At 56.7% G+C, this 23650-nt stretch carries 20 protein-coding genes; 14 read left to right on the forward strand and 6 right to left on the reverse strand.

Going from position 1 to position 23650, the window contains the following annotated elements; translation table 11 throughout:
- The first annotated feature begins 25 nt into the window (after positions 1 to 25).
- From ACOT1A_RS18755 to gldA, 3 genes are all read left to right on the forward strand, one after another.
- Positions 26 to 790: a helix-turn-helix transcriptional regulator gene (locus ACOT1A_RS18755; RefSeq protein ID WP_023298892.1), complete on the forward strand. Its 765-nt coding sequence runs from the start codon at positions 26 to 28 to the stop codon at positions 788 to 790.
- 128 nt (positions 791 to 918) lie between these two features.
- Positions 919 to 1581, forward strand: coding sequence for a fructose-6-phosphate aldolase (gene fsa, locus ACOT1A_RS18760; RefSeq protein WP_046621345.1), 663 nt, complete (start codon positions 919 to 921; stop codon positions 1579 to 1581).
- 12 nt (positions 1582 to 1593) lie between these two features.
- Positions 1594 to 2697 carry a bifunctional L-1,2-propanediol dehydrogenase/glycerol dehydrogenase gene (gene gldA / locus ACOT1A_RS18765; RefSeq protein ID WP_023298894.1) on the forward strand — a complete coding sequence of 368 codons (1104 nt, stop codon included), beginning with the start codon at positions 1594 to 1596 and terminating at the stop codon, positions 2695 to 2697.
- Between the two features lie 91 nt (positions 2698 to 2788).
- Here gldA and katG read toward each other — a convergent pair whose 3' ends face one another.
- The 4 genes from katG to metB form a co-directional block, all read right to left on the reverse strand.
- Complete coding sequence (gene katG / locus ACOT1A_RS18770; protein WP_276170170.1) at positions 2789 to 4969, reverse strand: catalase/peroxidase HPI; 2181 nt, start codon at positions 4967 to 4969, stop codon at positions 2789 to 2791.
- 144 nt (positions 4970 to 5113) lie between these two features.
- On the reverse strand, positions 5114 to 6004 hold the full coding sequence (gene metF, locus ACOT1A_RS18775; RefSeq protein WP_022649792.1) for a methylenetetrahydrofolate reductase: 891 nt from the start codon (positions 6002 to 6004) through the stop codon (positions 5114 to 5116).
- A gap of 224 nt (positions 6005 to 6228) precedes the next feature.
- A complete protein-coding gene (locus tag ACOT1A_RS18780) occupies positions 6229 to 8661 on the reverse strand; it encodes a bifunctional aspartate kinase/homoserine dehydrogenase II (protein ID WP_023298896.1) in 2433 nt (810 codons plus the stop codon).
- A 2-nt stretch (positions 8662 to 8663) separates the two neighbouring features.
- Positions 8664 to 9824 (reverse strand): cystathionine gamma-synthase, encoded by a 1161-nt coding sequence (metB, locus tag ACOT1A_RS18785; RefSeq protein WP_017383102.1) that lies wholly within the window; start codon positions 9822 to 9824, stop codon positions 8664 to 8666.
- Between the two features lie 275 nt (positions 9825 to 10099).
- Between metB and metJ the strand changes: the two genes are divergently transcribed.
- A complete protein-coding gene (gene metJ, locus ACOT1A_RS18790; protein WP_006179183.1) occupies positions 10100 to 10417 on the forward strand; it encodes a met regulon transcriptional regulator MetJ in 318 nt (105 codons plus the stop codon).
- A 48-nt stretch (positions 10418 to 10465) separates the two neighbouring features.
- Here metJ and rpmE read toward each other — a convergent pair whose 3' ends face one another.
- Complete coding sequence (gene rpmE, locus ACOT1A_RS18795; protein WP_003862040.1) at positions 10466 to 10678, reverse strand: 50S ribosomal protein L31; 213 nt, start codon at positions 10676 to 10678, stop codon at positions 10466 to 10468.
- A 200-nt stretch (positions 10679 to 10878) separates the two neighbouring features.
- On the opposite strand from rpmE, the gene priA reads away from it, so the two are divergent.
- From priA to rraA, 7 genes are all read left to right on the forward strand, one after another.
- On the forward strand, positions 10879 to 13074 hold the full coding sequence (priA, locus tag ACOT1A_RS18800; protein ID WP_154051977.1) for a primosomal protein N': 2196 nt from the start codon (positions 10879 to 10881) through the stop codon (positions 13072 to 13074).
- A 119-nt stretch (positions 13075 to 13193) separates the two neighbouring features.
- Entirely contained in the window at positions 13194 to 14219 is a 1026-nt protein-coding gene (cytR, locus tag ACOT1A_RS18805) for a DNA-binding transcriptional regulator CytR (RefSeq protein ID WP_022649794.1), read from the forward strand.
- A 92-nt stretch (positions 14220 to 14311) separates the two neighbouring features.
- On the forward strand, positions 14312 to 15280 hold the full coding sequence (gene ftsN, locus ACOT1A_RS18810) for a cell division protein FtsN (protein WP_017383099.1): 969 nt from the start codon (positions 14312 to 14314) through the stop codon (positions 15278 to 15280).
- Between the two features lie 94 nt (positions 15281 to 15374).
- Positions 15375 to 15905, forward strand: a complete 531-nt coding sequence (hslV, locus tag ACOT1A_RS18815; RefSeq protein ID WP_022649795.1) for an ATP-dependent protease subunit HslV — start codon at positions 15375 to 15377, stop codon at positions 15903 to 15905.
- A 9-nt stretch (positions 15906 to 15914) separates the two neighbouring features.
- Positions 15915 to 17249 carry an HslU--HslV peptidase ATPase subunit gene (gene hslU / locus ACOT1A_RS18820; protein ID WP_022649796.1) on the forward strand — a complete coding sequence of 445 codons (1335 nt, stop codon included), beginning with the start codon at positions 15915 to 15917 and terminating at the stop codon, positions 17247 to 17249.
- Between the two features lie 62 nt (positions 17250 to 17311).
- On the forward strand, positions 17312 to 18238 hold the full coding sequence (menA, locus tag ACOT1A_RS18825; RefSeq protein ID WP_088581795.1) for a 1,4-dihydroxy-2-naphthoate polyprenyltransferase: 927 nt from the start codon (positions 17312 to 17314) through the stop codon (positions 18236 to 18238).
- Positions 18239 to 18330: 92 nt separating this feature from the next.
- Complete coding sequence (gene rraA, locus ACOT1A_RS18830; protein ID WP_015569946.1) at positions 18331 to 18816, forward strand: ribonuclease E activity regulator RraA; 486 nt, start codon at positions 18331 to 18333, stop codon at positions 18814 to 18816.
- Positions 18817 to 19399: 583 nt separating this feature from the next.
- On the opposite strand, the gene zapB is transcribed toward rraA, so the two are convergent.
- Entirely contained in the window at positions 19400 to 19639 is a 240-nt protein-coding gene (gene zapB / locus ACOT1A_RS18835) for a septal ring assembly protein ZapB (RefSeq protein WP_022649799.1), read from the reverse strand.
- A gap of 400 nt (positions 19640 to 20039) precedes the next feature.
- On the opposite strand from zapB, the gene ACOT1A_RS18840 reads away from it, so the two are divergent.
- From ACOT1A_RS18840 to glpX, 3 genes are all read left to right on the forward strand, one after another.
- Positions 20040 to 20885, forward strand: coding sequence for an MIP/aquaporin family protein (locus tag ACOT1A_RS18840; RefSeq protein ID WP_022649800.1), 846 nt, complete (start codon positions 20040 to 20042; stop codon positions 20883 to 20885).
- A 21-nt stretch (positions 20886 to 20906) separates the two neighbouring features.
- Entirely contained in the window at positions 20907 to 22415 is a 1509-nt protein-coding gene (glpK, locus tag ACOT1A_RS18845; protein ID WP_022649801.1) for a glycerol kinase GlpK, read from the forward strand.
- 136 nt (positions 22416 to 22551) lie between these two features.
- Entirely contained in the window at positions 22552 to 23562 is a 1011-nt protein-coding gene (glpX, locus tag ACOT1A_RS18850; RefSeq protein ID WP_276170169.1) for a class II fructose-bisphosphatase, read from the forward strand.
- The last annotated feature ends 88 nt before the right edge of the window (positions 23563 to 23650 follow it).

The raw sequence follows: 23650 nt of genomic DNA on the forward strand, positions 1-23650 counted from the left end.
CGGGCAATACCCTGGTATCCACACCATGCACCACGATATCCCCCACATCCTGAATGACCTGATCAACGGCACCTTGCCGCTGCGTCAGGTGCATTTCCCCCCTTCGGCTAAACCGCTCCCCCGAACGTCACCTTGCCTCGTGCTTAGCTTTGATACGGCCTGCGAAGCGTTATTTTTTTCATCCGGTAATATTCCGCTTCAACCCGCCTTTTCGCTCAACATCAGCTTCGGCAAGCAACAACTGACTCTTCAGCTCGAGCGCGACAACACGCTTTTGCAACAGCAACAGGTTGCCAGACGCGGGCCGCGAGTGGGCGCATTCCTTTTGCAGACGCTCGCTGAATTGCAAATGCAGCCAGACGATCGGGAAACGGCCAGACTGGTGGTATTAAGTTTGCTCAGCCACTGTCGCGATCTGCTGGGCAGCGATATCCATACCGCCAGCCGCAGCCGTGCATTATTTGAAGCGATTCGTCACTACATCGAAGAACATCACGCCTCTGCACTGACCCGTGAATCGGTGGCGCAGGCGTTTTATATTTCACCGAACTACCTTTCTCATCTTTTTCAAAAAACAGGCAGCGTGGGGTTCAACGAATATCTTACGCAAACACGCCTCGAGCACGCGCGTCAGCTTCTTAAAGGCTACGAGTTTAAAATCAAAGATATCGCTGCAAGCTGCGGATTTACGGACAGCAACTACTTTTGCCGTCTCTTTCGCAAGCACACTGAACGTTCCCCTTCCGAATATCGACGCCAGTATCACAGCCAGCTGATCGCCAAAAAGTAGCATTGTGATCGCTCTCTCACTTCGCCAGGGACATTACATTTATCCAGTATTTGGCAAAATTGACCTGTATTCGCCGCGACTGGGTGCGCCGTATCCTTTATTCAACCTTTCTGACTTAAGGAAAAATAATGGAACTGTACCTGGATACCGCCAACGTGGCAGAAGTTGAACGCCTGGCGCGCATTTTTCCCATTGCGGGCGTGACCACCAACCCAAGCATCGTAGCCGCCAGCGGCGAATCTGTCTGGGAGGTGTTGCCGCGCCTGCAGCATGCTATCGGCCCGGAGGGCAGGCTGTTTGCCCAAACCATGAGCCGCGACGCCGAAGGAATGGTGGCGGAAGCAAAACGGCTGAACAATGCCCTGCCGGACATCGTGGTAAAAATTCCCGTCACTGCACAGGGGCTCATCGCGATTAAAGTGCTGAAGAAAGAGGGAATTACCACGCTGGGAACCGCCGTTTACAGCGCCGCTCAGGGGTTACTGGCCGCGCTGGCAGGAGCGAAATATGTCGCACCGTATGTAAACCGCGTCGATGCGCAGGGCGGTGACGGCATTCGCACGGTACAGGAACTGCAATCCCTGCTGGAACAGCATGCGCCAGAGAGCATGGTGCTGGCTGCCAGCTTTAAAACGCCGCGCCAGGCGCTGGATTGCCTGTTGGCAGGATGTGAGGCAATTACGCTTCCCTTAGACGTAGCGCAACAAATGCTCGGCACGCCAGCGGTAGAGTCAGCCATAGAGAAGTTCGAGCAGGACTGGAAAAACGCGTTTGGTAACCTCAACCTCTAAGGGAGAAATGTTATGGACCGTATCATTCAATCGCCGGGGAAGTACATCCAGGGCGCTGATGTTCTCACTCGTCTCGGCGACTACCTGAAGCCGCTGGCGGCTCGCTGGCTGGTGGTAGGCGATAAATTTGTGCTGGGTTTTGCCGAAGAAACCCTGCGTCAGAGTTTTAAAAAAGCCGGACTCCATGCCGAAATTGCACCGTTTGGCGGCGAATGTTCGCAAAATGAAATCGATCGCCTGAAAAAACTGGCCGACAGTACCGACTGCCTGGCGGTGCTGGGTATCGGGGGCGGAAAAACGCTGGATACCGCCAAAGCGCTGGCGCACTTTATGGACGTGCCGGTGGCTATTGCCCCGACCATTGCCTCCACCGATGCGCCGTGCAGTGCCCTTTCCGTGATTTATACCGACAGCGGCGAGTTCGATCGCTACCTGATGCTGCCGCACAACCCGAACATGGTGATTGTCGATACCAGGGTGGTGGCGGGCGCACCTGCGCGCCTGCTGGCCGCCGGGATTGGCGATGCCCTGGCAACCTGGTTTGAAGCGCGCGCCTGTTCGCGTAGCGGCGCCACGACCATGGCGGGTGGCAAGTGCACGCAGGCAGCGTTAGCGCTGGCTGAGCTGTGCTACAACACGCTGGTTGAAGAGGGCGAGAAAGCGATGCTGGCGGCGGAACAACACGTGGTGACGCCTGCTCTGGAACGCATTATTGAAGCCAACACCTATCTGAGCGGCGTGGGCTTTGAAAGTGGCGGGCTGGCGGCGGCACACGCCATTCACAATGGCATGACGGCGGTGCCGGATGCGCACCATTTCTACCACGGTGAAAAAGTGGCATTTGGTACGCTGACGCAACTGGTACTGGAGAACGCGCCGGTAGAAGAAATCGAAACCGTTGCGGCGCTGTGCCATAGCGTCGGGCTGCCAATTACGCTGGCGCAGCTGAATATCAAAGAGGATATTCCGGCTAAAATGCGGCTGATCGCGGAGGCGTCCTGTGCCGAAGGGGAAACCATTCACAACATGCCTGGCGGCGTAACGCCGGATCAGGTCTATGCGGCGCTGCTGGTGGCGGACCAGTATGGACAGCGATTCTTGCAGGAGTGGGAGTAATAGAAAAACCGGGTGGCGCTGCGCTTACCCGGCCTACATGGCACTTTAATTTGTAGGCCGGGTAAGGCGTAGCCGCCACCCGGCACAAGGGTTACTTCACGTCAAACCGATCCAAATCCATCACTCGCGCCCATGCGGCAACGAAGTCGCGGACAAACTTCTCTTGTGCATCGCTGCTGGCGTAAACTTCGGCCAGCGCGCGGAGGACAGCGTTGGAACCGAAGACCAGATCGGCGCGGGTGGCGGTATATTTCACTTCCCCGCTGGCGCGATCGCTACCGGCAAACAGCTCGTTTGAGTCGTCGGTCGCTTTCCACTGGGTGTTCATATCCAGCAGATTGACGAAGAAGTCGTTGCTCAGCACGCCCTCGCGGTTAGTAAACACGCCATTCTTGCTGCCATCGAAGTTTGCACCCAGTACGCGCAAACCGCCGATCAACACCGTCAGTTCCGGCGCGGTCAGGGTCAACTGCTGGGCTTTTTCGATCAGCAGCGACTCCGTGGTGGACACATCCACCTGCGCGCGATAGTTACGGAAACCGTCGGCAATCGGTTCGAGCAGGTTAAACATCTCGATATCCGTCTGATCCTGACGCGCATCCACACGACCTGGAGTGAACGGTACGTTGACGTAAACGCCTGCCGCTTTCGCCGCCTGCTCAACGCCCACGACACCCGCCAGCACAATGATATCGGCCAGTGACGCTTTGTTGGTGGTGCGCTGGATCGCTTCCAGAGCCGGTAATGCCCGCACCGCCGCGGCGTTAACGTCCCAGTCGCGCTGAGGTGCCAGCGCCAGACGCGCGCCGTTAGCGCCGCCACGCTTGTCGCCGCCGCGGAAGGTCGATGCCGACGCCCAGGCCACGGAAACCAGCTCGCTCACGGAGAGACCCGAGGCCGCGATTTCCGCTTTCAGGCTTTCAATATCTTCCTGCGTCGGATGGAACACCGGCTGAGGCAGCGGATCCTGCCAAATCAGATCTTCTTTCGGTACTTCCGGGCCGATGTACCGCGCTTTTGGCCCCATATCGCGGTGGGTCAGCTTGAACCACGCGCGCGCAAAGGCTTCGTTGAAGGCCTGCGGATCGTTCAGGAAACGACGGGAAATTTTCTCGAATTCCGGATCAAAACGCAGCGTCAGGTCGGTGACCAGCATGGTTGGCTTGCGTTTTTTCGACGGGTCGAACGGGTCAGGCATAATTTCCGGCGCATCCACGGCTTCAAACTGAATTGCGCCCGCCGGGCTACGCGTCTGCACCCATTCGTATTTGAACAGGTTCTCGAAGAAATAGTTGCTCCACTGGGTTGGGGTTTGAGACCAGATAACTTCCAGCCCGGAGGTGATGGCGTCAGCGCCAATACCGGTGCCGTGCGTGCTGGCCCAGCCCAGGCCCTGCGCTTCAATAGGCGACGCTTCAGGGTCAGTGCCCACGTGCGTGGCTTCGCCTGCACCGTGCGTTTTACCGAGCGTATGGCCGCCTGCAATAAGCGCAACGGTCTCTTCGTCATTCATGCCCATGTTGCCAAAGGTAGCGCGGATCGCCGCCGCCGCAGACAGCGGTTCACCACTGGCGTTTGGCCCTTCCGGGTTAACGTAAATCAGGCCCATTTCTGTGGCGGCCAGCGGGCGCTTCGCCAGCGCTTCCGGGTCACGGTGAGTCAGCCAGGCTTTTTCATCGCCCCAGTTCACGTCCAGATCCGGTTCCCAGACGTCTTCACGCCCGGCACCGAAACCAAAGGTGCGGAAGCCGGAGTTCTCCAGCGCCACGTTACCCGCGAGGATAAACAGGTCGGCCCAGGAGATTTTTTGTCCGTATTTTTGCTTAATTGGCCACAGCAGACGGCGAGCCTTATCCAGGCTGACGTTATCAGGCCAGGAGTTCAGCGGCGCAAAACGCTGCTGACCGCGACCAGCACCGCCGCGACCATCAACGGAGCGATAGGTACCCGCACCGTGCCAGGCCATACGGATAAACAGGCCCGCATAGCTGCCCCAGTCGGCAGGCCACCACGGTTGTGAGTCGGTTAACAGTGCTTTGAGATCGCCCTTTAGGGCGGAATAGTCGAGCTTACTGAATTCTTTGCGGTAGTCGAAGTCTTCACCCAGAGGGTTTGAACGGCTGGAGTGTTGATTAAGTAAATCGATGCGGAGTTGTTTAGGCCACCACTCTTTGCTGCCGGTACCTGCACCCGCGCTGTGATCGACGCCGCCCTGGTGGAACGGACATTTGCCGGCGGATGCCGCGTTATTGGTCTCGTCTGACATGCTCATCGCTATGCTCCCTTTACAGTGTTACCGTTACGATATACACCACTAGCGATAAGAGATAGTTGAATTAATCCACAGATTCGATAGCTAATACCTTTTAACTTTCTGTTCGAGTAAAAAACCCTCACTTTATGAGGGATTTTTACTTTATAACGCCGGGCGGACACCCAGCGTATGGCAAATGGCGTAACTCATCTCCGCGCGGTTAAGCGTATAGAAGTGGAAATCCTTCACCCCTTCACGGCTTAAAATCTTCACCATATCCATCGCGATATTGGCCCCCACCAGCTTGCGTGTTTCCGGGTCATCGTCCAAACCTTCGTACATTTTGGACATCCACAGCGGAATGCGCACGTTGGTCATATCCGCGAATTTCTTCGCCTGTTTGAAGTTCGAGACCGGCAGAATGCCAGGGATGATTTCGACATCAATACCCGCCGAGACGCAGCGGTCGCGAAAGCGTAAATAGCTTTCCACATCAAAGAAGAACTGAGTAATGGCGCGATTGGCACCTGCGTCCACCTTACGCTTCAGGTTAAGCAGATCCGCCTGGGCGCTTTTCGCTTCCGGGTGAACTTCCGGGTAAGCGGCAACGGAAATATCAAAGTCAGCAACGTCTTTCAGCAGGGCAACCAGATCGGTGGCGTACATGTCCGGCTTACCGCTCCCCGGCGGCAGGTCGCCGCGCAGGGCAACGATATGACGAATGCCGTTGTTCCAGTAGTCCTGAGCAATCGCGCGCAGTTCATCAGGGGTGGCGTCGATACAGGTGAGGTGCGGTGCCGCTTCCAGACCGGTTCGGTCTTTAATGCCCTTAATGATGCTGTGCGTGCGGTCACGCTCACCGGAGTTGGCGCCGTAGGTCACGGAGACGAACTTCGGCTTCAGGCTGCTCAGGCGATCGATAGAGCTCCACAGGGTTTGCTCCATTTCACTGGTGCGCGGCGGGAAAAATTCAAAAGAGACGTTAATCTGGCCGTTTACTTCGGCCAGGCTCTGATTCAGGGCTTCCCGCTGGTTGGCGTGAAAAAAGCTCATACCTTACCTCTATCTTTCGCGTGTCATTGTTTGTTGTGTTGTGAACTTCTATACGTTTAGACGTCCAGATGTAAAAATGACGGAAAAGCGGGATGACGTCAACAGAAATAATCAACATTAACGGTGAGGTTTGTTCAGGGAAGATGAAGGGGATTCATGATGGGGGGTGAGAAGGCCCCTCACCCCAGCCCTCTCCCCAAAGGGGAGAGGGTTAGGGTGAGGGGTTACAGTAGCTTAGCCAGGCGATTAATGTCGGACTGAATGGCTCCGGCGGTCACATCGCGCCCCGCACCCGGGCCACGGATCACCAGCGGGTTATCGCGGTACCAGCGGCTTTCGATGGCGAAGACGTTATCGCACGGCAGCAGCGCCGCCAGCGGATGTTCAGGACGTACCGCCTCCACGCCCACGCGCGCTTTACCGTTCGCCTCGAAGCGCGCCACGTAACGCAGCACCAGGCCCATCTCGTTTGCCGCTTCCAGACGTTGCACCATCTGCTCGTTCAGCTCGTCGCCGTTCTCAAAGAAGTGATCGACAGATCCTTCCTCGCAGCCCGCAGGCACCAGAGACTCAACGCGAACCTGGCCAGGCTCAATGTCGTAGCCCGCTTCACGCGCCAGGATCACCAGCTTGCGCATCACGTCTTTACCGGCAAGGTCGACGCGCGGATCCGGCTCGGTTAAGCCCTGCTGCCACGCCTGATCCACCAGGTCGGTGAACGGCACGGTACCGTCAAATTGCAGGAACAGCCAGGAGAGCGTGCCGGAGAAGATCCCGCTCAGCGCCAGAATGCTGTCGCCGCTATCAATCAGATCGCGCACGGTATGGTTAACCGGCAGACCTGCGCCAACGGTGGCGTTATACAGCCAGTGACGACCCGTTTTTTCGAACGCGTCGTGGATCTGGCGATATTTATCAGTGCTGCTCGCGCCTGCCAGCTTGTTGGCGCTGATGACGTGGAACCCGTGGCTGGCAAAATCCAGATACTGATCGGCCAGTTGCTCGCTGGCGGTAACGTCCAGCACCACCAGATCGTCGTACGGGTGCGCGCGCATCCACAGGAACAGCGACTCTTCGTCCTGCTCAACCGCTTCATCGTTAAAGAAGGCCAGCGCCCGACTGGCGTCCAGCCCTTCGTAGTTCAACAGGCTGCGGCGGCTGTCCACCACGCCTGCCAGAATAAACTCAAATCCGGTACGCGCCGAAAGCGTGACCTGCTCGCGGGCGAACAGCTCCAGCCAGCGGGAACCGATGTTCCCTTTCCCGAACAGTACCAGGCCGATGCGTTTTTCCGCACGGAACAGGGAGGTGTGCAGGCCCTGAATCAGGCTTTCGGTTGGCCCCTTGCGCAGAACGGCAACCAGGCTGATGCCCTCTTCCGACTGCCAGGTGAACTCCACCGGCTGCCCTTTCAGCTGCTGCCAGAAGCGGTGGCAGTGCAGCGGGTTACGGGTGACGCCCGCGCCCACCATTGCCACCAGCGCCAGTCCCTGACGCAGGCGAAGCTCGCCCGGCAGTCCCGCTTCATCCAGAATCTTCAGGGCGCTGTCCACCACTTCAGCGGTATAGCAGAACTGCAACAGCTGGCGATCGTTATGCACGCCAACGGCCAGCGGACGCACCTGGGCACGTTTCAGGATGGTGTCGATATCTTTGTGCGCCAGTTTGAAATCCTGGCCCGCAGGTACCTGGAACTCAATCAGGCAGATGTCATCGTGGCTGGTGACAATGCGCGCGCCCGTACCGGATGCCAGCACGCGCTCGATGCGAGTGGAACCCTGATCCGGCGTGTAGCTACAGCGTAGTTGCAGGTCGATGTCGCTGCCGGAAACCGGCTGTAGCGTGCGCGCGTGCAGCACTGGTGCCGCCAGACGCGCCAGCTCGCTCGCTTCGTCGAGACGCAGCAGCGGCAGCAGGCAGGCATCTTTTACTTTGCGCGGGTCCGCGCTGTAGACACCGGCCACGTCGCTCCAGATGGTGACGCGGGACACGCCCGCCAGGGCGCCAATCTGCGTTGCCGAGTAGTCAGAGCCGTTACGGCCCAGCAGTACGGTTTCACCTGCGTTGCTGCGACTGATAAAGCCGGTCACTACAATACGTTTACCCGGATGTTGCACCAGCAGCTGTTGCAGCAGCGGGTAGGACAACCCTTCGTCTACCTGCGGCTGTGCGGCGCGTTCGGCACGCAGGAAATCACGCGCGTCGAGCCAGGCGGCTTCCACGCCAAGATGTTGCAGCACGGCGGCCATCAGGCGCGCAGACCACACTTCACCATGGCCAACCACTTCCGCATACACCGCATCGGTAATGCCGCTGTCCAGCAGAGCTGCCAGACGCTCAAGGTCGTGAGTAAAGGCGCTTATCAGCCCGTCCGCCACGTCCGCAGGCAGCAAACCGGCAATCAGTTCACTCTGGTAACGACGTAAGGACTGTTGCACCTGATGCGCAGAGAGGCGATCGGTCTGGCTCAGTTTCAGCCAGCTAATCAGCTGGTTGGTGGTGCTGCCCGCCGCAGAGACAACCATCATGTCCCCCGGCTGTGAATACTCGGTCATGATCCCTGCGACACGCAGATAACATTTCACATCAGCAAGACTACTACCACCAAACTTGTGCAGCTGACGACCCTTCGCCCCTGCCTGCGCTATCACACTCATGATTACCCCTTGGCTGCGACCCGGAAGCCATTTTCCAGATCGGCAATTAAATCTTCAGAATCTTCAATACCGGTCGAGATACGCAGCAGCGTCTCGGAAATCCCGGCGGCGGCACGTGCTTCGGGTGCCATACCTGCGTGCGTCATGGTTGCGGCGTGGGAGATCAAGCTTTCTACTCCCCCTAAGGATTCCGCCAGCGTAAACAATGACAACCCGCTCAGGAAGCGACGCAGCGTTTGCTCGTCACCGTCCAGTTCAAAACTTAACATCGCGCCAAATCCTTTCTGTTGGCGCGCGGCAATCTCGTGCCCCTGGTTTTCCGGCAGCGACGGGTGATAAAGCTTCTTCACCAGCGGCTGGGTTTTCAGGAAATCCACGATCGCCTGGGCATTACGCTGCGCCACGTCCATACGCGGTGACAGCGTGCGGATGCCGCGCAGCAGCAAATAGCTGTCGAACGCGCCCGCGGTGACGCCAATGTTATTGGCCCACCATGCCAGTTCAGTGACAACATCAGGATCTTTGGCAATCACCACACCCGCTACCACGTCAGAATGGCCGTTCAGATATTTCGTGCATGAATGCAACACCAGATCGGCACCCAGTGCCAGTGGGTTCTGAAGGGCCGGACTGAGGAACGTATTATCCACTACACTTATCGCTCCCGCATCCCTTGCGAGCTGACAAATTTTCGCAATATCGACTACGCGCAACAATGGATTGCTTGGACTTTCCACCAGAACCAGCTTCGGCTGTTCGGCTAACGCCTGTTTCAGCGCCTGTTCGTCGTTTTGATCGACAAACAACACGCGGTAGCAGCCACGTTTCGCCAGGCTATCAAACAGACGATAGCTGCCGCCGTAGCAGTCGTGCGGCGCCACCAGCAGATCGCCAGGTTTCAGGAACACCGTGGTTACCAGGTGAATGGCAGACATGCCGGTATTGGTTAATACCGCCCCTGCGCCGCCTTCCAGTTCCGCCAGCGCGCGCTGGGTAACGTCACGCGTAGGATTGCCGCGACGCGAGTAGTCATGCGCGCGAGGTTCATTAAATCCGGTGAAATTATAGGTGCTGGAGAGATGAATTGGCGGGACAACGCAGCCGTACTGCTCGTCATCATTCAATCCGCTACGCACTGCGATGGTGGCCTGTTTACGCGTCATGGTGAGGCTTCCTGGCGAATGAGGTGAAAAGTCAGGCACCAGAGTAAACATTGAAAGTATGGACGTCAATACATCTGGACATCTAAACTTCTTTGCGTATAGATTGAGCAATGCGCAAATAGCCGTTAAAATTATATGCTTTAGGACACGCTACAGCGGCAATATCCGTGCCTCGGTATCGTCTCTACGGTAAACTACGCAAGATTACGGTTCAAAACTGATGGTTACCGGTTTTGCACCTTTAGATTAATGACTGAGAGGATTAAAGGTATCTCATGGCTGAATGGAGCGGCGAATATATCAGCCCATACGCTGAGCACGGTAAGAAGAGTGAGCAAGTCAAGAAAATCACGGTGTCCATTCCTCTGAAGGTGTTGAAGATCCTCACCGATGAACGTACGCGTCGTCAGGTGAACAACCTGCGTCACGCCACTAACAGCGAACTGCTGTGCGAAGCGTTCCTGCATGCGTTTACCGGCCAACCGTTGCCGAACGATGACGATCTGCGCAAAGAGCGCAGTGACGAAATTCCAGAAGAGGCGAAGGTGATCATGCGTGAACTGGGTATCGACCCGGATACGTGGGAATACTGATAAGCGGATACAAAAAAGGCACCTTGCGGTGCCTTTTTTTCGGGAAACTTATTTAGCGCCCGGGATGCTGAAACGCTTGTTGAAGCGGTCAACACGGCCACCGGTTGCAACATCACGCTGCTTACCAGTGTAGAACGGGTGGCATTTGCCGCACACGTCCAGGTTCAGATCGTGACCCACGGTAGAGCGGATCTGGATAGAGTTACCGCAAGAGCAGTTTGCAGTAATCATTTCGTATTTCGGGTGAATATCTTTTTTCATGGGAGAACCTCAGTTAAGGCCGCGTCGCTCTTCCAGCCCTAACGCCAGACACCACGCGATGTTGAATGTAAGTTCTTTGGCGTAAAGTACACCAAAGGCGGCGAATCATACAGAATTTAACCAACGTATGCAAACTGATCCGCACGCCGCTTTCACTAATGTGTATACTAACGCGCCACTTTTCAAGTCAGGAAGATTCGATGCCCGTCGCTCACGTTGCCCTGCCCGTTCCGCTTCCCCGCACCTTTGACTACCTGCTGCCCGACAGCATGAGCGCCAAAGCGGGCTGTCGCGTGACCGTGCCGTTCGGTAAACAGCAGCGCGTGGGGATCGTCGTCTCCGTCAGCGATAAAAGCGAGCTGCCGCTTACCGAGCTGAAATCGATCGTTGAAGTGCTGGACGATGAACCTGTTTACTCTCAAAGCACCTGGCGACTGCTGTTGTGGGCGGCAGATTATTATCACCATCCTATTGGCGACGTATTGTTCCACGCCCTGCCGATTATGCTGCGTCAGGGTAAGCGCGCCAGCCATGCGCCAATGTGGTACTGGTTTGCCACCGAGCAGGGTCAGGCGGTCGACATTAACAGCCTGAAGCGCTCGCAAAAACAACAGCAGGCGTTGGCCGCGCTACGCCAGGGGAAAATCTGGCGCCATCAGGTCGACGAGCTCGAGGTGAGCGAAACCGCGTTGCAGGCATTAAGGAAGAAAGGGCTGAGCGAGCTGGCCAGCGAAGCACCTGCCCTTCACGACTGGCGCGACGGCTTTTCCGTCTCGGGCGATCGCCTGCGTCTGAATACCGAGCAGGCCACCGCCGTGGGCGCGATTCACAGCGCCGCCGATCGTTTCTCCGCCTGGCTGCTGGCGGGCGTCACCGGCTCCGGTAAAACCGAAGTGTATCTGAGCGTACTGGAAAATGTGCTCGCGCAGGGTAAACAGGCGCTGGTAATGGTGCCGGAAATCGGCCTGACGCCGCAAACCATCGCCCGTTTCCGTGAACGCTTTAATGCGCCCGTTGAGGTTCTGCACTCCGGCCTGAACGACAGCGAGCGCCTCAGCGCCTGGCTGAAAGCGAAAAACGGCGAAGCGGCGATTGTGATTGGCACCCGTTCCTCACTCTTTACGCCGTTTAAAAATCTCGGCGTTATCGTGATCGATGAAGAGCATGACAGCTCCTATAAACAGCAGGAAGGCTGGCGCTATCACGCCCGCGACTTAGCCGTGTACCGCGCCCACAGCGAGCAAATCCCCATTATTCTGGGGTCCGCCACCCCCGCGCTTGAAACGCTGCACAACGTTCGCCAGCGTAAATACCACATGCTGCGCCTGACGCGCCGCGCGGGGAATGCCCGTCCGGCCATTCAGCATGTGCTGGATCTGAAAGGCCAGCAGGTGCAGGCCGGGTTAGCGCCTGCGCTGATTAGCCGCATGCGCCAACATTTGCAGGCGGGCAACCAGGTGATCCTGTTTCTGAACCGCCGCGGCTTCGCGCCTGCGTTGCTGTGCCACGACTGCGGCTGGATTGCCGAGTGCCCGCGCTGCGATCACTACTACACCTTCCACCAGGCTCAGCGCCATTTACGCTGCCACCACTGCGACAGCCAGCGTCCGGTACCCCGTCAGTGCCCGTCCTGCGGCTCAACGCACATCGTGCCGGTGGGTCTGGGGACGGAGCAGCTCGAACAGGCGCTGGCGCCGTTCTTCCCTGATGTGCCCATTTCGCGTATCGACAGGGATACCACCAGCCGCAAAGGGGCACTGGAGCAGCAGCTGGCGGAAGTGCATCGCGGCGGCGCGCGCATCCTGATTGGCACTCAAATGCTGGCGAAAGGGCATCACTTCCCGGACGTGACGCTGGTCGCCCTGCTGGACGTCGACGGCGCGCTGTTCTCCGCGGATTTTCGCTCCGCCGAGCGTTTCGCACAGCTTTATACCCAGGTTGCTGGTCGCGCCGGTCGAGCGGGTAAGCAGGGCGAAGTAGTGCTGCAAACGCACCATCCTGAGCACCCGCTGCTGCAAACGCTGCTGCACAAAGGCTATGACGCCTTCGCGGACCAGGCGCTGGCCGAACGTCAGACGATGCAGCTTCCTCCGTGGACCAGCCACGTCATCATCCGTGCGGAAGATCATAACAACCAGCAGGCGCCGCTATTCCTGCAACAGCTGAGAAATCTCCTGCAGGCCAGCCCACTGGTGGATAATCAGCTGTGGATTTTAGGCCCGGTACCCGCGCTCGCCCCGAAACGCGGCGGCCGTTTCCGCTGGCAACTCTTACTTCAGCACCCTTCGCGTATCCGTTTACAGCAGATCGTCAGCGGCACGCTGGCGCTGATTAATACCCTGCCGGAAGCGCGAAAAGTGAAGTGGGTTCTGGACGTCGATCCGATTGAAGGCTGAAGACGGATCGAAAAATTTAATGCGCCTCACACTTTTTATGAAAATTCTGTAACCGATTCCATTAACTATCTGTAAAAATGGTGCGGTCCGCAGTTCGGTGTTCAGGCGAGGAGAAGACGTTGAAGTCCAGGAAAGAGGTTGCCTCGGCGACCATGAAAGACGTTGCCGAGAAAGCACAAGTCTCAACAGCAACCGTGTCCCGCGCATTGATGAACCCTGACAAAGTCTCCCAGGCGACCCGAAACCGGGTTGAAAAGGCGGCGCTTGAGGTCGGTTATTTCCCGCAAGCCATGGGGCGCAACGTTAAACGCAACGAATCCCGCACCATCCTGGTGATCGTGCCGGACATCTGCGATCCCTTCTTCAGCGAAATCATCCGCGGCATTGAGGTCACGGCCGCCGCCCAGGGCTATCTGGTGCTGATTGGTGATTGTGCCCACCAGAACCAGCAGGAAAAAACGTTCATCGACCTGATCATCACCAAGCAGATTGATGGCATGCTGCTGCTTGGCTCACGCCTGCCGTTTGATGCCAGCATTGAAGAACAGCGCAATTTACCGCCAATGGTCATGGCGAACGAATTCGCGCCGGAGCTGGAGCTGCCGACCGTTCATATCGATAACCTCACCGCCGCGTTCAACGCCGTGAACTATCTTCAGGAGCTGGGGCATAAACGTATCGGTTGTATTGCCGGACCAGAAGAGATGCCGCTGTGTCATTACCGGTTGCAGGGTTACGTTCAGGCGCTTCGCCGTACCGGGGCTGTTGTCGATCCGCACTACATTGCGCGCGGTGATTTCACCTTTGAAGCGGGCGGGCAGGCGCTGGAAAAATTGCTTGCCTTGCCAGAACCGCCTACCGCGGTCTTCTGCCACAGCGACGTGATGGCGCTGGGGGCGTTATCCTACGCCAAACGTCACGGCCTGCGCGTGCCAAAGGACCTGTCGATAATCGGTTTTGATAATATTTCGCTTTCGGAGTTTTGCGATCCGCCGCTTTCGACTGTTTCGCAGCCGCGGTATGACATTGGCCGGGAAGCGATGCTGCTTTTGCTGGATCAGCTGCACGGTCAAACAGTTAGCAGTGGGTCACGACTACTGGATTGTGAGCTGATTGTGCGCGGCTCTACCCAGGCATTAACTTAAAGTAAATACCTTTCGACACCCTTATCTGGTCAAAGCCCCGTCGCTTAAGTAACATGGCGGGCTGACGAACGAATAAATACAGCGAAACGATAGTGGCACAACGAGATTATGTACGTCGCGGCCAGCCGGCACCTTCGCGACGCAAAAAGAGTAGTTCAAAAAGCAAGCAACGTAGCCTGTCTGCTGTCTCCCCAGCCATGGTCGCCATTGCTGCGGCTGTGCTGGTGGCCTTTATTGGCGGCCTCTACTTCATTACGCATCATAAAAAAGAAGAGTCTGAAGCCCTTCAGGGTAACAAGGTCGTCGGCAACGGCCTTCCTCCGAAGCCTGAAGAGCGCTGGCGCTACATTAAAGAGCTGGAAAGCCGCCAGCCTGGCGTACGTGCGCCTACCGAGCCTTCTGCCGGGGGTGAAGTGAAGAATGCCGATCAGCTGACGGACGAACAGCGCCAGTTGCTCGCTCAGATGCAGGCGGACATGCGCCAGCAGCCTACGCAGTTGAACGAAGTACCGTGGAACGAACAAACCCCGGCGCAGCGTCAGCAAACGTTGCAGCGCCAGCGTCAGGCACAGCAGCAAACGCAACAGCAGCAGTGGACGCAGACGCAGCCGGTACAACAGCCGCGTACACAACCGCAGCAGCAGACGCGTACCGTACAAACGCAGCCTGTTCAGCAGCAGCCGAAAGCCCAGCCGCAGAAGCAAACAGCACAGCCGTATCAGGATCTGTTGCAGACGCCTGCACATACCACTGCGCAACAGCCAAAAACGCAGCAGGCTGCGCCGGTCACTAAAGAGACCGAGGCACCAAAGCAGACGGCTGAGAAAAAAGATGAACGCCGCTGGATGGTTCAGTGCGGTTCGTTTAAAGGCGCCGAACAGGCAGAAACGGTGCGAGCTCAGCTGGCATTTGAAGGATTTGACTCACGCATTACCACCAATAACGGCTGGAATCGCGTGGTGATTGGACCGGTCAAAGGCAAAGAAAACGCAGACGGCACCATTTCCCGTTTGAAAGTGGCTGGCCACACAAACTGCATTCGACTCGCCTCCGGGGGTTGAAACCCCCAAAATCCCCCCCATCTATCATTTAATTCAGCCCTGAGCACAGGCTCAGGGCTTCTGTTTCCCGAATCTGTAACCAGGGGGTCTGCTCGTGACAACAATAGTAAGTGTACGCCGTAACGGCCAGGTGGTAATTGCCGGTGATGGCCAGGCCACGCTGGGTAATACCGTCATGAAAGGCAACGTGAAGAAAGTACGTCGTCTTTATAACGACAAAGTGATCGCCGGTTTCGCAGGCGGCACGGCTGATGCCTTCACGCTGTTTGAACTGTTTGAACGCAAACTGGAAATGCATCAGGGTCATCTGGTGAAAGCCGCCGTTGAGCTGGCAAAAGACTGGCGTACCGACCGCATGCTGCGCAAGCTCGAAGCGCTGCTGGCCGTGGCTGACGAAAACGCCTCGCTGATCATCACCGGTAACGGCGACGTGGTTCAGCCTGAAAACGACCTGATTGCCATCGGCTCTGGCGGCCCGTACGCCCAGGCCGCAGCCCGTGCGCTGTTGGAAAATACCGACATGAACGCGCGCGATATCGCGGTGAAAGCGTTGGATATTGCAGGTGATATCTGCATCTATACCAACCACAATCACACCATCGAAGAATTGACCTCCAAAGCGTAAGGATCGCCCATGTCTGAAATGACCCCACGCGAAATTGTCAGCGAACTGAACAAACACATTATCGGCCAGGACAACGCCAAGCGCTCCGTGGCTATCGCACTACGTAACCGCTGGCGTCGCATGCAGCTCGACGAAGAGCTCCGCCATGAAGTGACGCCAAAAAATATTCTGATGATCGGCCCGACCGGGGTGGGTAAAACCGAAATCGCCCGTCGTCTGGCCAAACTGGCTAACGCGCCGTTCATCAAAGTTGAAGCCACCAAGTTCACCGAAGTGGGCTATGTGGGTAAAGAAGTGGACTCCATCATCCGCGACCTGACCGATTCAGCGATTAAGATGGTGCGTGTCCAGGCGATTGAGAAAAACCGCTATCGCGCCGAAGAGATGGCCGAAGAGCGTATTCTCGACGTGCTGATCCCACCGGCAAAAAATAACTGGGGACAGGCTGAACAGCAGCCTGAACCTTCTGCTGCGCGTCAGGCATTCCGCAAAAAACTGCGCGAAGGCGAGCTGGACGACAAAGAGATTGAGATCGATCTCGCTGCCGCGCCAATGGGCGTGGAAATCATGGCCCCTCCGGGCATGGAAGAGATGACCAGCCAGTTGCAGTCCATGTTCCAGAACCTGGGCGGGCAGAAACAGAAAGCGCGTAAGCTGAAAATCAAAGACGCGATGAAGCTGCTGATTGAAGAAGAAGCCGCGAAGCTGGTTAACCCGGAAGAGCTGAAACAGGACGCTATCGACGCGGTTGAGCAGCACGGTATCGTGTTTATCGACGAAATCGACAAAATCTGTAAGCGCGGCGGCAACAGCTCCGGCCCGGATGTTTCCCGCGAAGGCGTTCAGCGCGACCTGCTGCCGCTGGTGGAAGGTTGCACCGTCTCTACCAAGCACGGCATGGTGAAAACTGACCACATTCTGTTTATCGCGTCAGGTGCGTTTCAGGTTGCCAGCCCATCCGATCTCATTCCGGAACTGCAGGGTCGTCTGCCAATCCGCGTTGAGCTGCAGGCGCTGACCACTGAAGATTTCGAACGTATCCTGACTGAGCCAAACGCTTCTGTGACCGTACAGTACAAAGCGTTGATGGCGACCGAAGGCGTGAATATCGAGTTCACCGACGATGGGATCAAACGCATCGCTCAGGCCGCATGGCAGGTCAACGAAACCACCGAAAACATCGGTGCGCGTCGTCTGCACACCGTGCTGGAACGCCTGGTGGAAGATATCTCTTACGATGCGAGCGACCTTAACGGTCAAACCATTACCATTGACGCAGAGTATGTGGGCAAACACCTGGATGCGTTAGTGGCAGATGAAGATCTGAGCCGTTTTATTCTATAATCGCGTTCAATGCATTTTCATCACTGTTGATGGGGGCTATGGCCCCCATTTTTATTGGCTAAATAACTATGACTGATATCAGCCGTACGCAGGCGTGGCTCGAAAGTCTGCGTCCAAAAACGCTTCCTCTGGCTTTTGCCGCCATTATCGTCGGTACCGCACTTGCCTGGTGGCAGGGGCATTTCGATCCCCTGGTGGCTGGTCTGGCGCTTGTCACCGCCGGGCTACTGCAAATCCTCTCTAATCTCGCCAATGATTACGGCGATGCGGTAAAAGGCAGCGATAAACCTGATCGTATCGGGCCGCTGCGCGGGATGCAAAAAGGGGTGATTACCCAGGCACAGATGAAGCGGGCGCTGATTATCACCGTGGTGTTGATTTGCCTGTCCGGCCTGGCGCTGGTGACGGTCGCCTCGAAAACCACCAGCGATTTCATTGGCTTCCTGGTGCTGGGCTTGCTCGCCATTATTGCAGCAATTACCTATACCGTTGGGACGCGTCCTTACGGGTATATTGGTCTGGGCGACATCTCCGTACTGGTGTTCTTCGGCTGGCTGAGCGTCATGGGAAGCTGGTACTTGCAGGCGCATACGGTGATCCCCGCCCTGTTCCTGCCCGCGACCGCCTGCGGTCTGCTGGCGACGGCGGTGCTGAATATCAATAACCTGCGCGACATCGACAGCGACCGTGAGAACGGTAAGAACACGCTGGCCGTGCGTCTGGGCCCGGTGAATGCCCGCCGCTATCACGCCTGCCTGCTCATCGGCGCGCTGGTCTGCCTGGCACTGTTCAATCTGATCTCTCTGCACAGCCTGTGGGGCTGGCTGTTTGTGCTCGCCGCACCGCTGCTGGTTAAGCAGGCCCGCTATGTCATGCGTGAACTCAGCCCGGCTGCCATGCCGCCGATGCTGGAGCGCACGGTAAAAGGCGCGTTGCTGACTAACCTGCTGTTCGTCATCGGGATTGTCTTAAGCCAGACGCTGAGTTAGCTGACAAATATCAATTAACAATTGATGATTTTGCCAACAAGGCATTTCGCACGATATACTGAACACATTCGCAGCAACAGAGCGTTAAACCTATGAAATACGATACCTCCGAGCTTTGTGACATCTACCAGGAAGATGTCAACGTCGTTGAACCCCTGTTCTCCAACTTTGGTGGACGGTCGTCGTTTGGCGGACAAATCATCACGGTGAAATGTTTCGAGGACAACGGGTTGCTGTACGATCTGCTCGAAGAGAACGGCCGTGGCCGCGTTCTGGTGGTCGACGGCGGCGGTTCCGTGCGCCGTGCATTGATTGATGCTGAACTGGCGGGAATTGCCGTCCAGAACGAGTGGGAAGGCATTGTGGTGTACGGTTCCGTGCGTCAGGTGGACGATCTCGAAGACCTGGATATCGGGATTCAGGCCATCGCGGCCATACCGGTAGGCGCAGCGGGCGACGGCATCGGCGAAAGCGACGTGCGCGTCAATTTCGGCGGCGTGACCTTCTTCTCGGGCGACCACCTTTATGCTGACAATACCGGCATTATCCTTTCCGAGGATGCGCTGGACATTGAGTAGTTAATCGATAAGCGAGATGCATAAAAAAACCGCCAACAGCAATGTGGCGGTTTTTTTGTCCCTCGGGATTCGCGGTCCGTTGGGTGATATTGCAACCTTTAACCAGGATTTTTATCTTACCCTGATTCATTCCTCAGGTAACCCCTGTCGACCCTTTATGAATTCCTAATTATGTGTGGAAACCTTAACTCCGCAGCTGTTGCTCATTATGATGCTGTGTCCCTTTCCGCCATCTCGCAAATGGGCGCCGGTCCAGGGAAAGGTGTATTCACAACCGTAAAGCAACCTTTAACCGGGCTTGTGTCCACCGACTTATCACCGGTGGTGAACGGTGGAGCGGTAAGCAGCAGGGACCGCATAATGAAACGCTATTTATGTATCGCGTTCATTGTCGCCAGCGTACTCGTTGTAAAGAGCGATGAACCTGTTGGGTTTGTTGCTTTTGCTACGACAGCGCAGGACAAGTAGCGTTAAGGCCGCCTCAGGCGGCCTTTTTTATGGTTTGATATCGGTTAGCGAAAACCATAAAAAAGCCGGGTGGCGGCTTCGCCTTACCCGGCCTAATCAGTTAACCCCACCGGAATTAAACTTCTTCCATACGTCCCAGCAGTGCCTGCAGGCGATCCTGCCAGCCGTTCTGCTGTTCGCGCAGCTGGTTGTTTTCGCGCTCCAGTTCTTCACGGCTGTGCTGAGCATTCTGAACTTCCTGGGACAGGGAGTTGTTTTTCTCTTTCAGCTCTTCAATTTCCATCTGCAGCAGGGTGATGGTGTCGATCGCCTGCTGTACTTTCGATTCCAGTTTCTCAAACACTTCTAAAGACATGATGCTACCTCTCCTGAATTGCAAGGCGACGCTTTAACGTAAACGCGCACGACATATACCGTCGATTGTATGGAGCGCGGCGCTCTGTGTCCAGCGACACACCGCGCAGATCGCGGTTTGCAACACTTTTAGGTCTGGTCCTGGTGCGTTCGCGGCATATACCCCTAAATTGTTAACTCTTTAGTTAATGAAATGATTCAGCTCACATTATACCTTTGATGCAAAAACGCGCTTTATGGCGCGAAAACGCTCATTTTATTGACGCAGACCACACATTTTGATTTCGATATTTCTCGTTTGTGCTCGTTAACGATAAATTAACACTATGTCTACAGGGCATCGTGGCTGTCACGGGCGGTCACGCAAACAATAAACATTACTCTTTTGCAGGATTCCGATTATGAGTCAGACATCAACCTTAAAAGGCCAGTGCATTGCCGAGTTCCTGGGTACCGGGTTGTTGATATTCTTCGGAGTAGGCTGTGTCGCTGCACTGAAAGTGGCAGGTGCCAGTTTTGGTCAGTGGGAAATCAGTATTATCTGGGGTTTGGGCGTGGCGATGGCCATCTACCTGACCGCAGGGGTTTCCGGCGCACATCTTAACCCGGCGGTGACCATCGCGTTGTGGCTATTCGCGTGCTTTGACGGACGCAAAGTTGTCCCTTTCATCATTTCACAATTTGCCGGCGCCTTTTGCGCAGCGGCGTTAGTTTACGGGCTTTATTACAATCTTTTCACCGACTTCGAACAGACGCATCATATGGTGCGTGGCAGTGTCGAAAGTCTGGATCTGGCAGGCATTTTCTCAACGTATCCGAATCCGCATATTAATTTTGTGCAGGCGTTCGCAGTTGAAATGGTGATTACCGCTATTCTGATGGGCGTCATTATGGCGCTGGGCGACGACGGAAACGGCATTCCGCGCGGCCCGCTGGCACCACTTTTGATTGGCCTTCTGATTGCGGTAATTGGCGCATCAATGGGTCCGCTGACCGGCTTTGCGATGAATCCGGCGCGTGACCTGGGTCCAAAAACCTTCGCCTTCTTTGCAGGATGGGGCGATGTCGCCTTTACCGGCGGCAAAGACATTCCTTACTTCCTGGTTCCGCTGTTCGGGCCAATCGTAGGGGCGGCGCTGGGCGCATTCGGCTATCGCAAATTAATTGGTCGCCACTTACCGTGCGACACCTGTGTGGAAGAGGAAAAAGAGTCGACTTCCACCACACAACAAAAAGCTTCGCTGTAATCTGACTACGGGACACATACCATGACCGAAAAAAAATATATCGTTGCGCTCGACCAGGGCACTACCAGCTCCCGCGCTGTCGTAATGGATCATGACGCGAACATTGTCAGCGTGTCTCAACGCGAATTTGAGCAAATCTATCCGCGTCCAGGCTGGGTTGAACACGACCCGATGGAGATCTGGGCGTCACAAAGCTCCACGCTGGTGGAAGTGCTGGCGAAAGCCGACATCAGTTCTGACGAGATTGCCGCTATCGGTATCACCAACCAGCGTGAAACCACCGTTGTCTGGGAGCGCGAAACCGGTAAGCCCATCTACAACGCCATTGTCTGGCAGTGCCGCCGCACCTCAGAGATCTGCGAAAAACTGAAGCGCGACGGAATGGAAGAGTACGTGCGCAGTACAACCGGTCTGGTCATTGACCCGTATTTCTCCGGCACCAAAGTGAAGTGGATCCTCGATCACGTGGAAGGTTCACGCGAACGTGCACGACGCGGCGAGCTGCTGTTTGGCACCGTCGATACCTGGCTTATCTGGAAGATGACTCAGGGACGCGTTCACGTCACCGACTACACCAACGCCTCGCGCACCATGCTGTTCAACATCAACACCCTGGAGTGGGATGACAAGATGCTGGACGCGCTGGACATTCCGCGTGCGATGCTGCCAGACGTGCGCAAATCTTCAGAAGTATACGGCCAGACCAACATCGGCGGTAAAGGCGGCACCCGTATTCCTATCGCCGGTATTGCCGGTGACCAGCAGGCGGCGCTGTTCGGCCAGCTGTGCGTCAAGGAAGGGATGGCGAAGAACACTTACGGCACCGGCTGCTTTATGCTCATGAACACCGGCGAGAAAGCGGTGAAATCAGAAAACGGTCTGCTGACCACCATCGCATGCGGCCCACGCGGTGAAGTGAACTATGCCCTGGAAGGGGCGGTATTCATGGCGGGCGCCTCCATTCAGTGGCTGCGCGACGAGATGAAGCTGATCAGCGATGCGTTTGACTCCGAATACTTCGCGACCAAAGTGAAAGACACCAACGGCGTATACGTGGTGCCAGCGTTTACCGGTCTGGGCGCACCGTACTGGGATCCGTACGCCCGCGGCGCGATTTTCGGCCTGACGCGCGGTGTGAACTCAAACCACATTATTCGTGCGACCCTGGAATCCATCGCCTACCAGACGCGCGACGTGCTGGAAGCGATGCAGGCGGACTCCGGCATTCGTCTGCACGCCCTGCGCGTGGACGGCGGTGCGGTAGCCAACAACTTCCTGATGCAGTTCCAGTCCGACATTCTGGGTACCCGCGTTGAACGTCCTGAGGTGCGAGAAGTGACGGCGCTGGGCGCGGCGTATCTGGCTGGTCTGGCGGTTGGCTTCTGGCAAAACCTCGACGAGCTTCAGGAAAAAGCGGTTATCGAACGCGAATTCCGTCCTGGCATCGAAACCACCGAGCGCAACTACCGCTACAGCGGCTGGAAGAAAGCGGTGAAACGTGCCCTGGCATGGGAAGAGCACGACGAGTAAGACAGACTCACCCCTCACCCTAACCCTCTCCCCTTTGGGGAGAGGGCCGGGGTGAGGGGCTCAGACCGCACCACCCCTCCCCCTCCCCACTCTGTGATAAACTTCGTGCAATTCCTTTTGATTGTACGAGTACCTCATGAAACGTGAACTTGCTATCGAGTTTTCCCGCGTCACCGAAGCTGCCGCCCTCGCAGGCTACAAGTGGCTGGGCCGTGGCGACAAAAATACCGCAGACGGCGCAGCCGTCCACGCCATGCGCATTGTGCTTAATCAGGTCAATATCGATGGCACTATCGTCATTGGCGAAGGCGAAATCGACGAAGCCCCGATGCTCTACATCGGTGAAAAAGTCGGGACGGGCAAAGGCGATGCGGTGGATATCGCGGTCGACCCGATCGAAGGCACGCGCATGACGGCGATGGGCCAGGCCAACGCGCTGGCGGTGCTGGCGGTGGGCGATAAGGGCTGCTTCCTCAACGCGCCCGATATGTACATGGAAAAGCTGATCGTCGGTCCTGGCGCTAAAGGCGCTATCGACCTTAGCCTGCCGCTGGATGCCAACCTGCGCAATATCGCCGCGGCGCTGGGTAAAGCGCTCAGCGAACTCACCGTGACCATTCTGGCGAAACCGCGCCACGACGCCACCATCGCGTACCTGCAAGCGCTCGGCGTACGCGTGTTTGCTATTCCGGATGGCGACGTTGCCGCCTCTATTCTGACCTGCATGCCGGACAGCGAGGTCGACGTGCTTTACGGCATCGGCGGCGCGCCGGAAGGTGTGGTCTCTGCGGCAGTGATCCGCGCGCTGGACGGCGATATGCAGGCGCGTCTGCTGCCACGCCATGAGGTCAAAGGCGACAGCGACGAGAACCTTCGCATTGGTGAAGACGAACTGGCGCGCTGTGCGGCGATGGGCATCGAGGCCAATAAAGTGCTCGCGCTGAACGAGATGGCTCGCAGCGATAACGTGGTCTTCTCCGCAACCGGCATCACCAAAGGCGATCTGCTGGATGGCATCACCCGCAAGGGAAACATGGCCACCACTGAAACCTTGCTGATCCGCGGCAAATCCCGCACCATTCGCCGCATTCAGTCCATTCATTATCTCGACCGCAAAGACCCGGACGTACAGACGTACATTCTGTAAAACCGTTTGATCGATAGAGCTTTCCGGCCCGAATGGGCTGGAAATGTTTCCCACAAGTACGGAAGATAGAAGAGAGAAACAGCACAGG

Origin of the sequence: Enterobacter cloacae complex sp. SYL003, assembly GCF_049236925.1 — a bacterium.
Taxonomy (GTDB): Bacteria; Pseudomonadota; Gammaproteobacteria; order Enterobacterales; family Enterobacteriaceae; genus Enterobacter; species Enterobacter intestinihominis.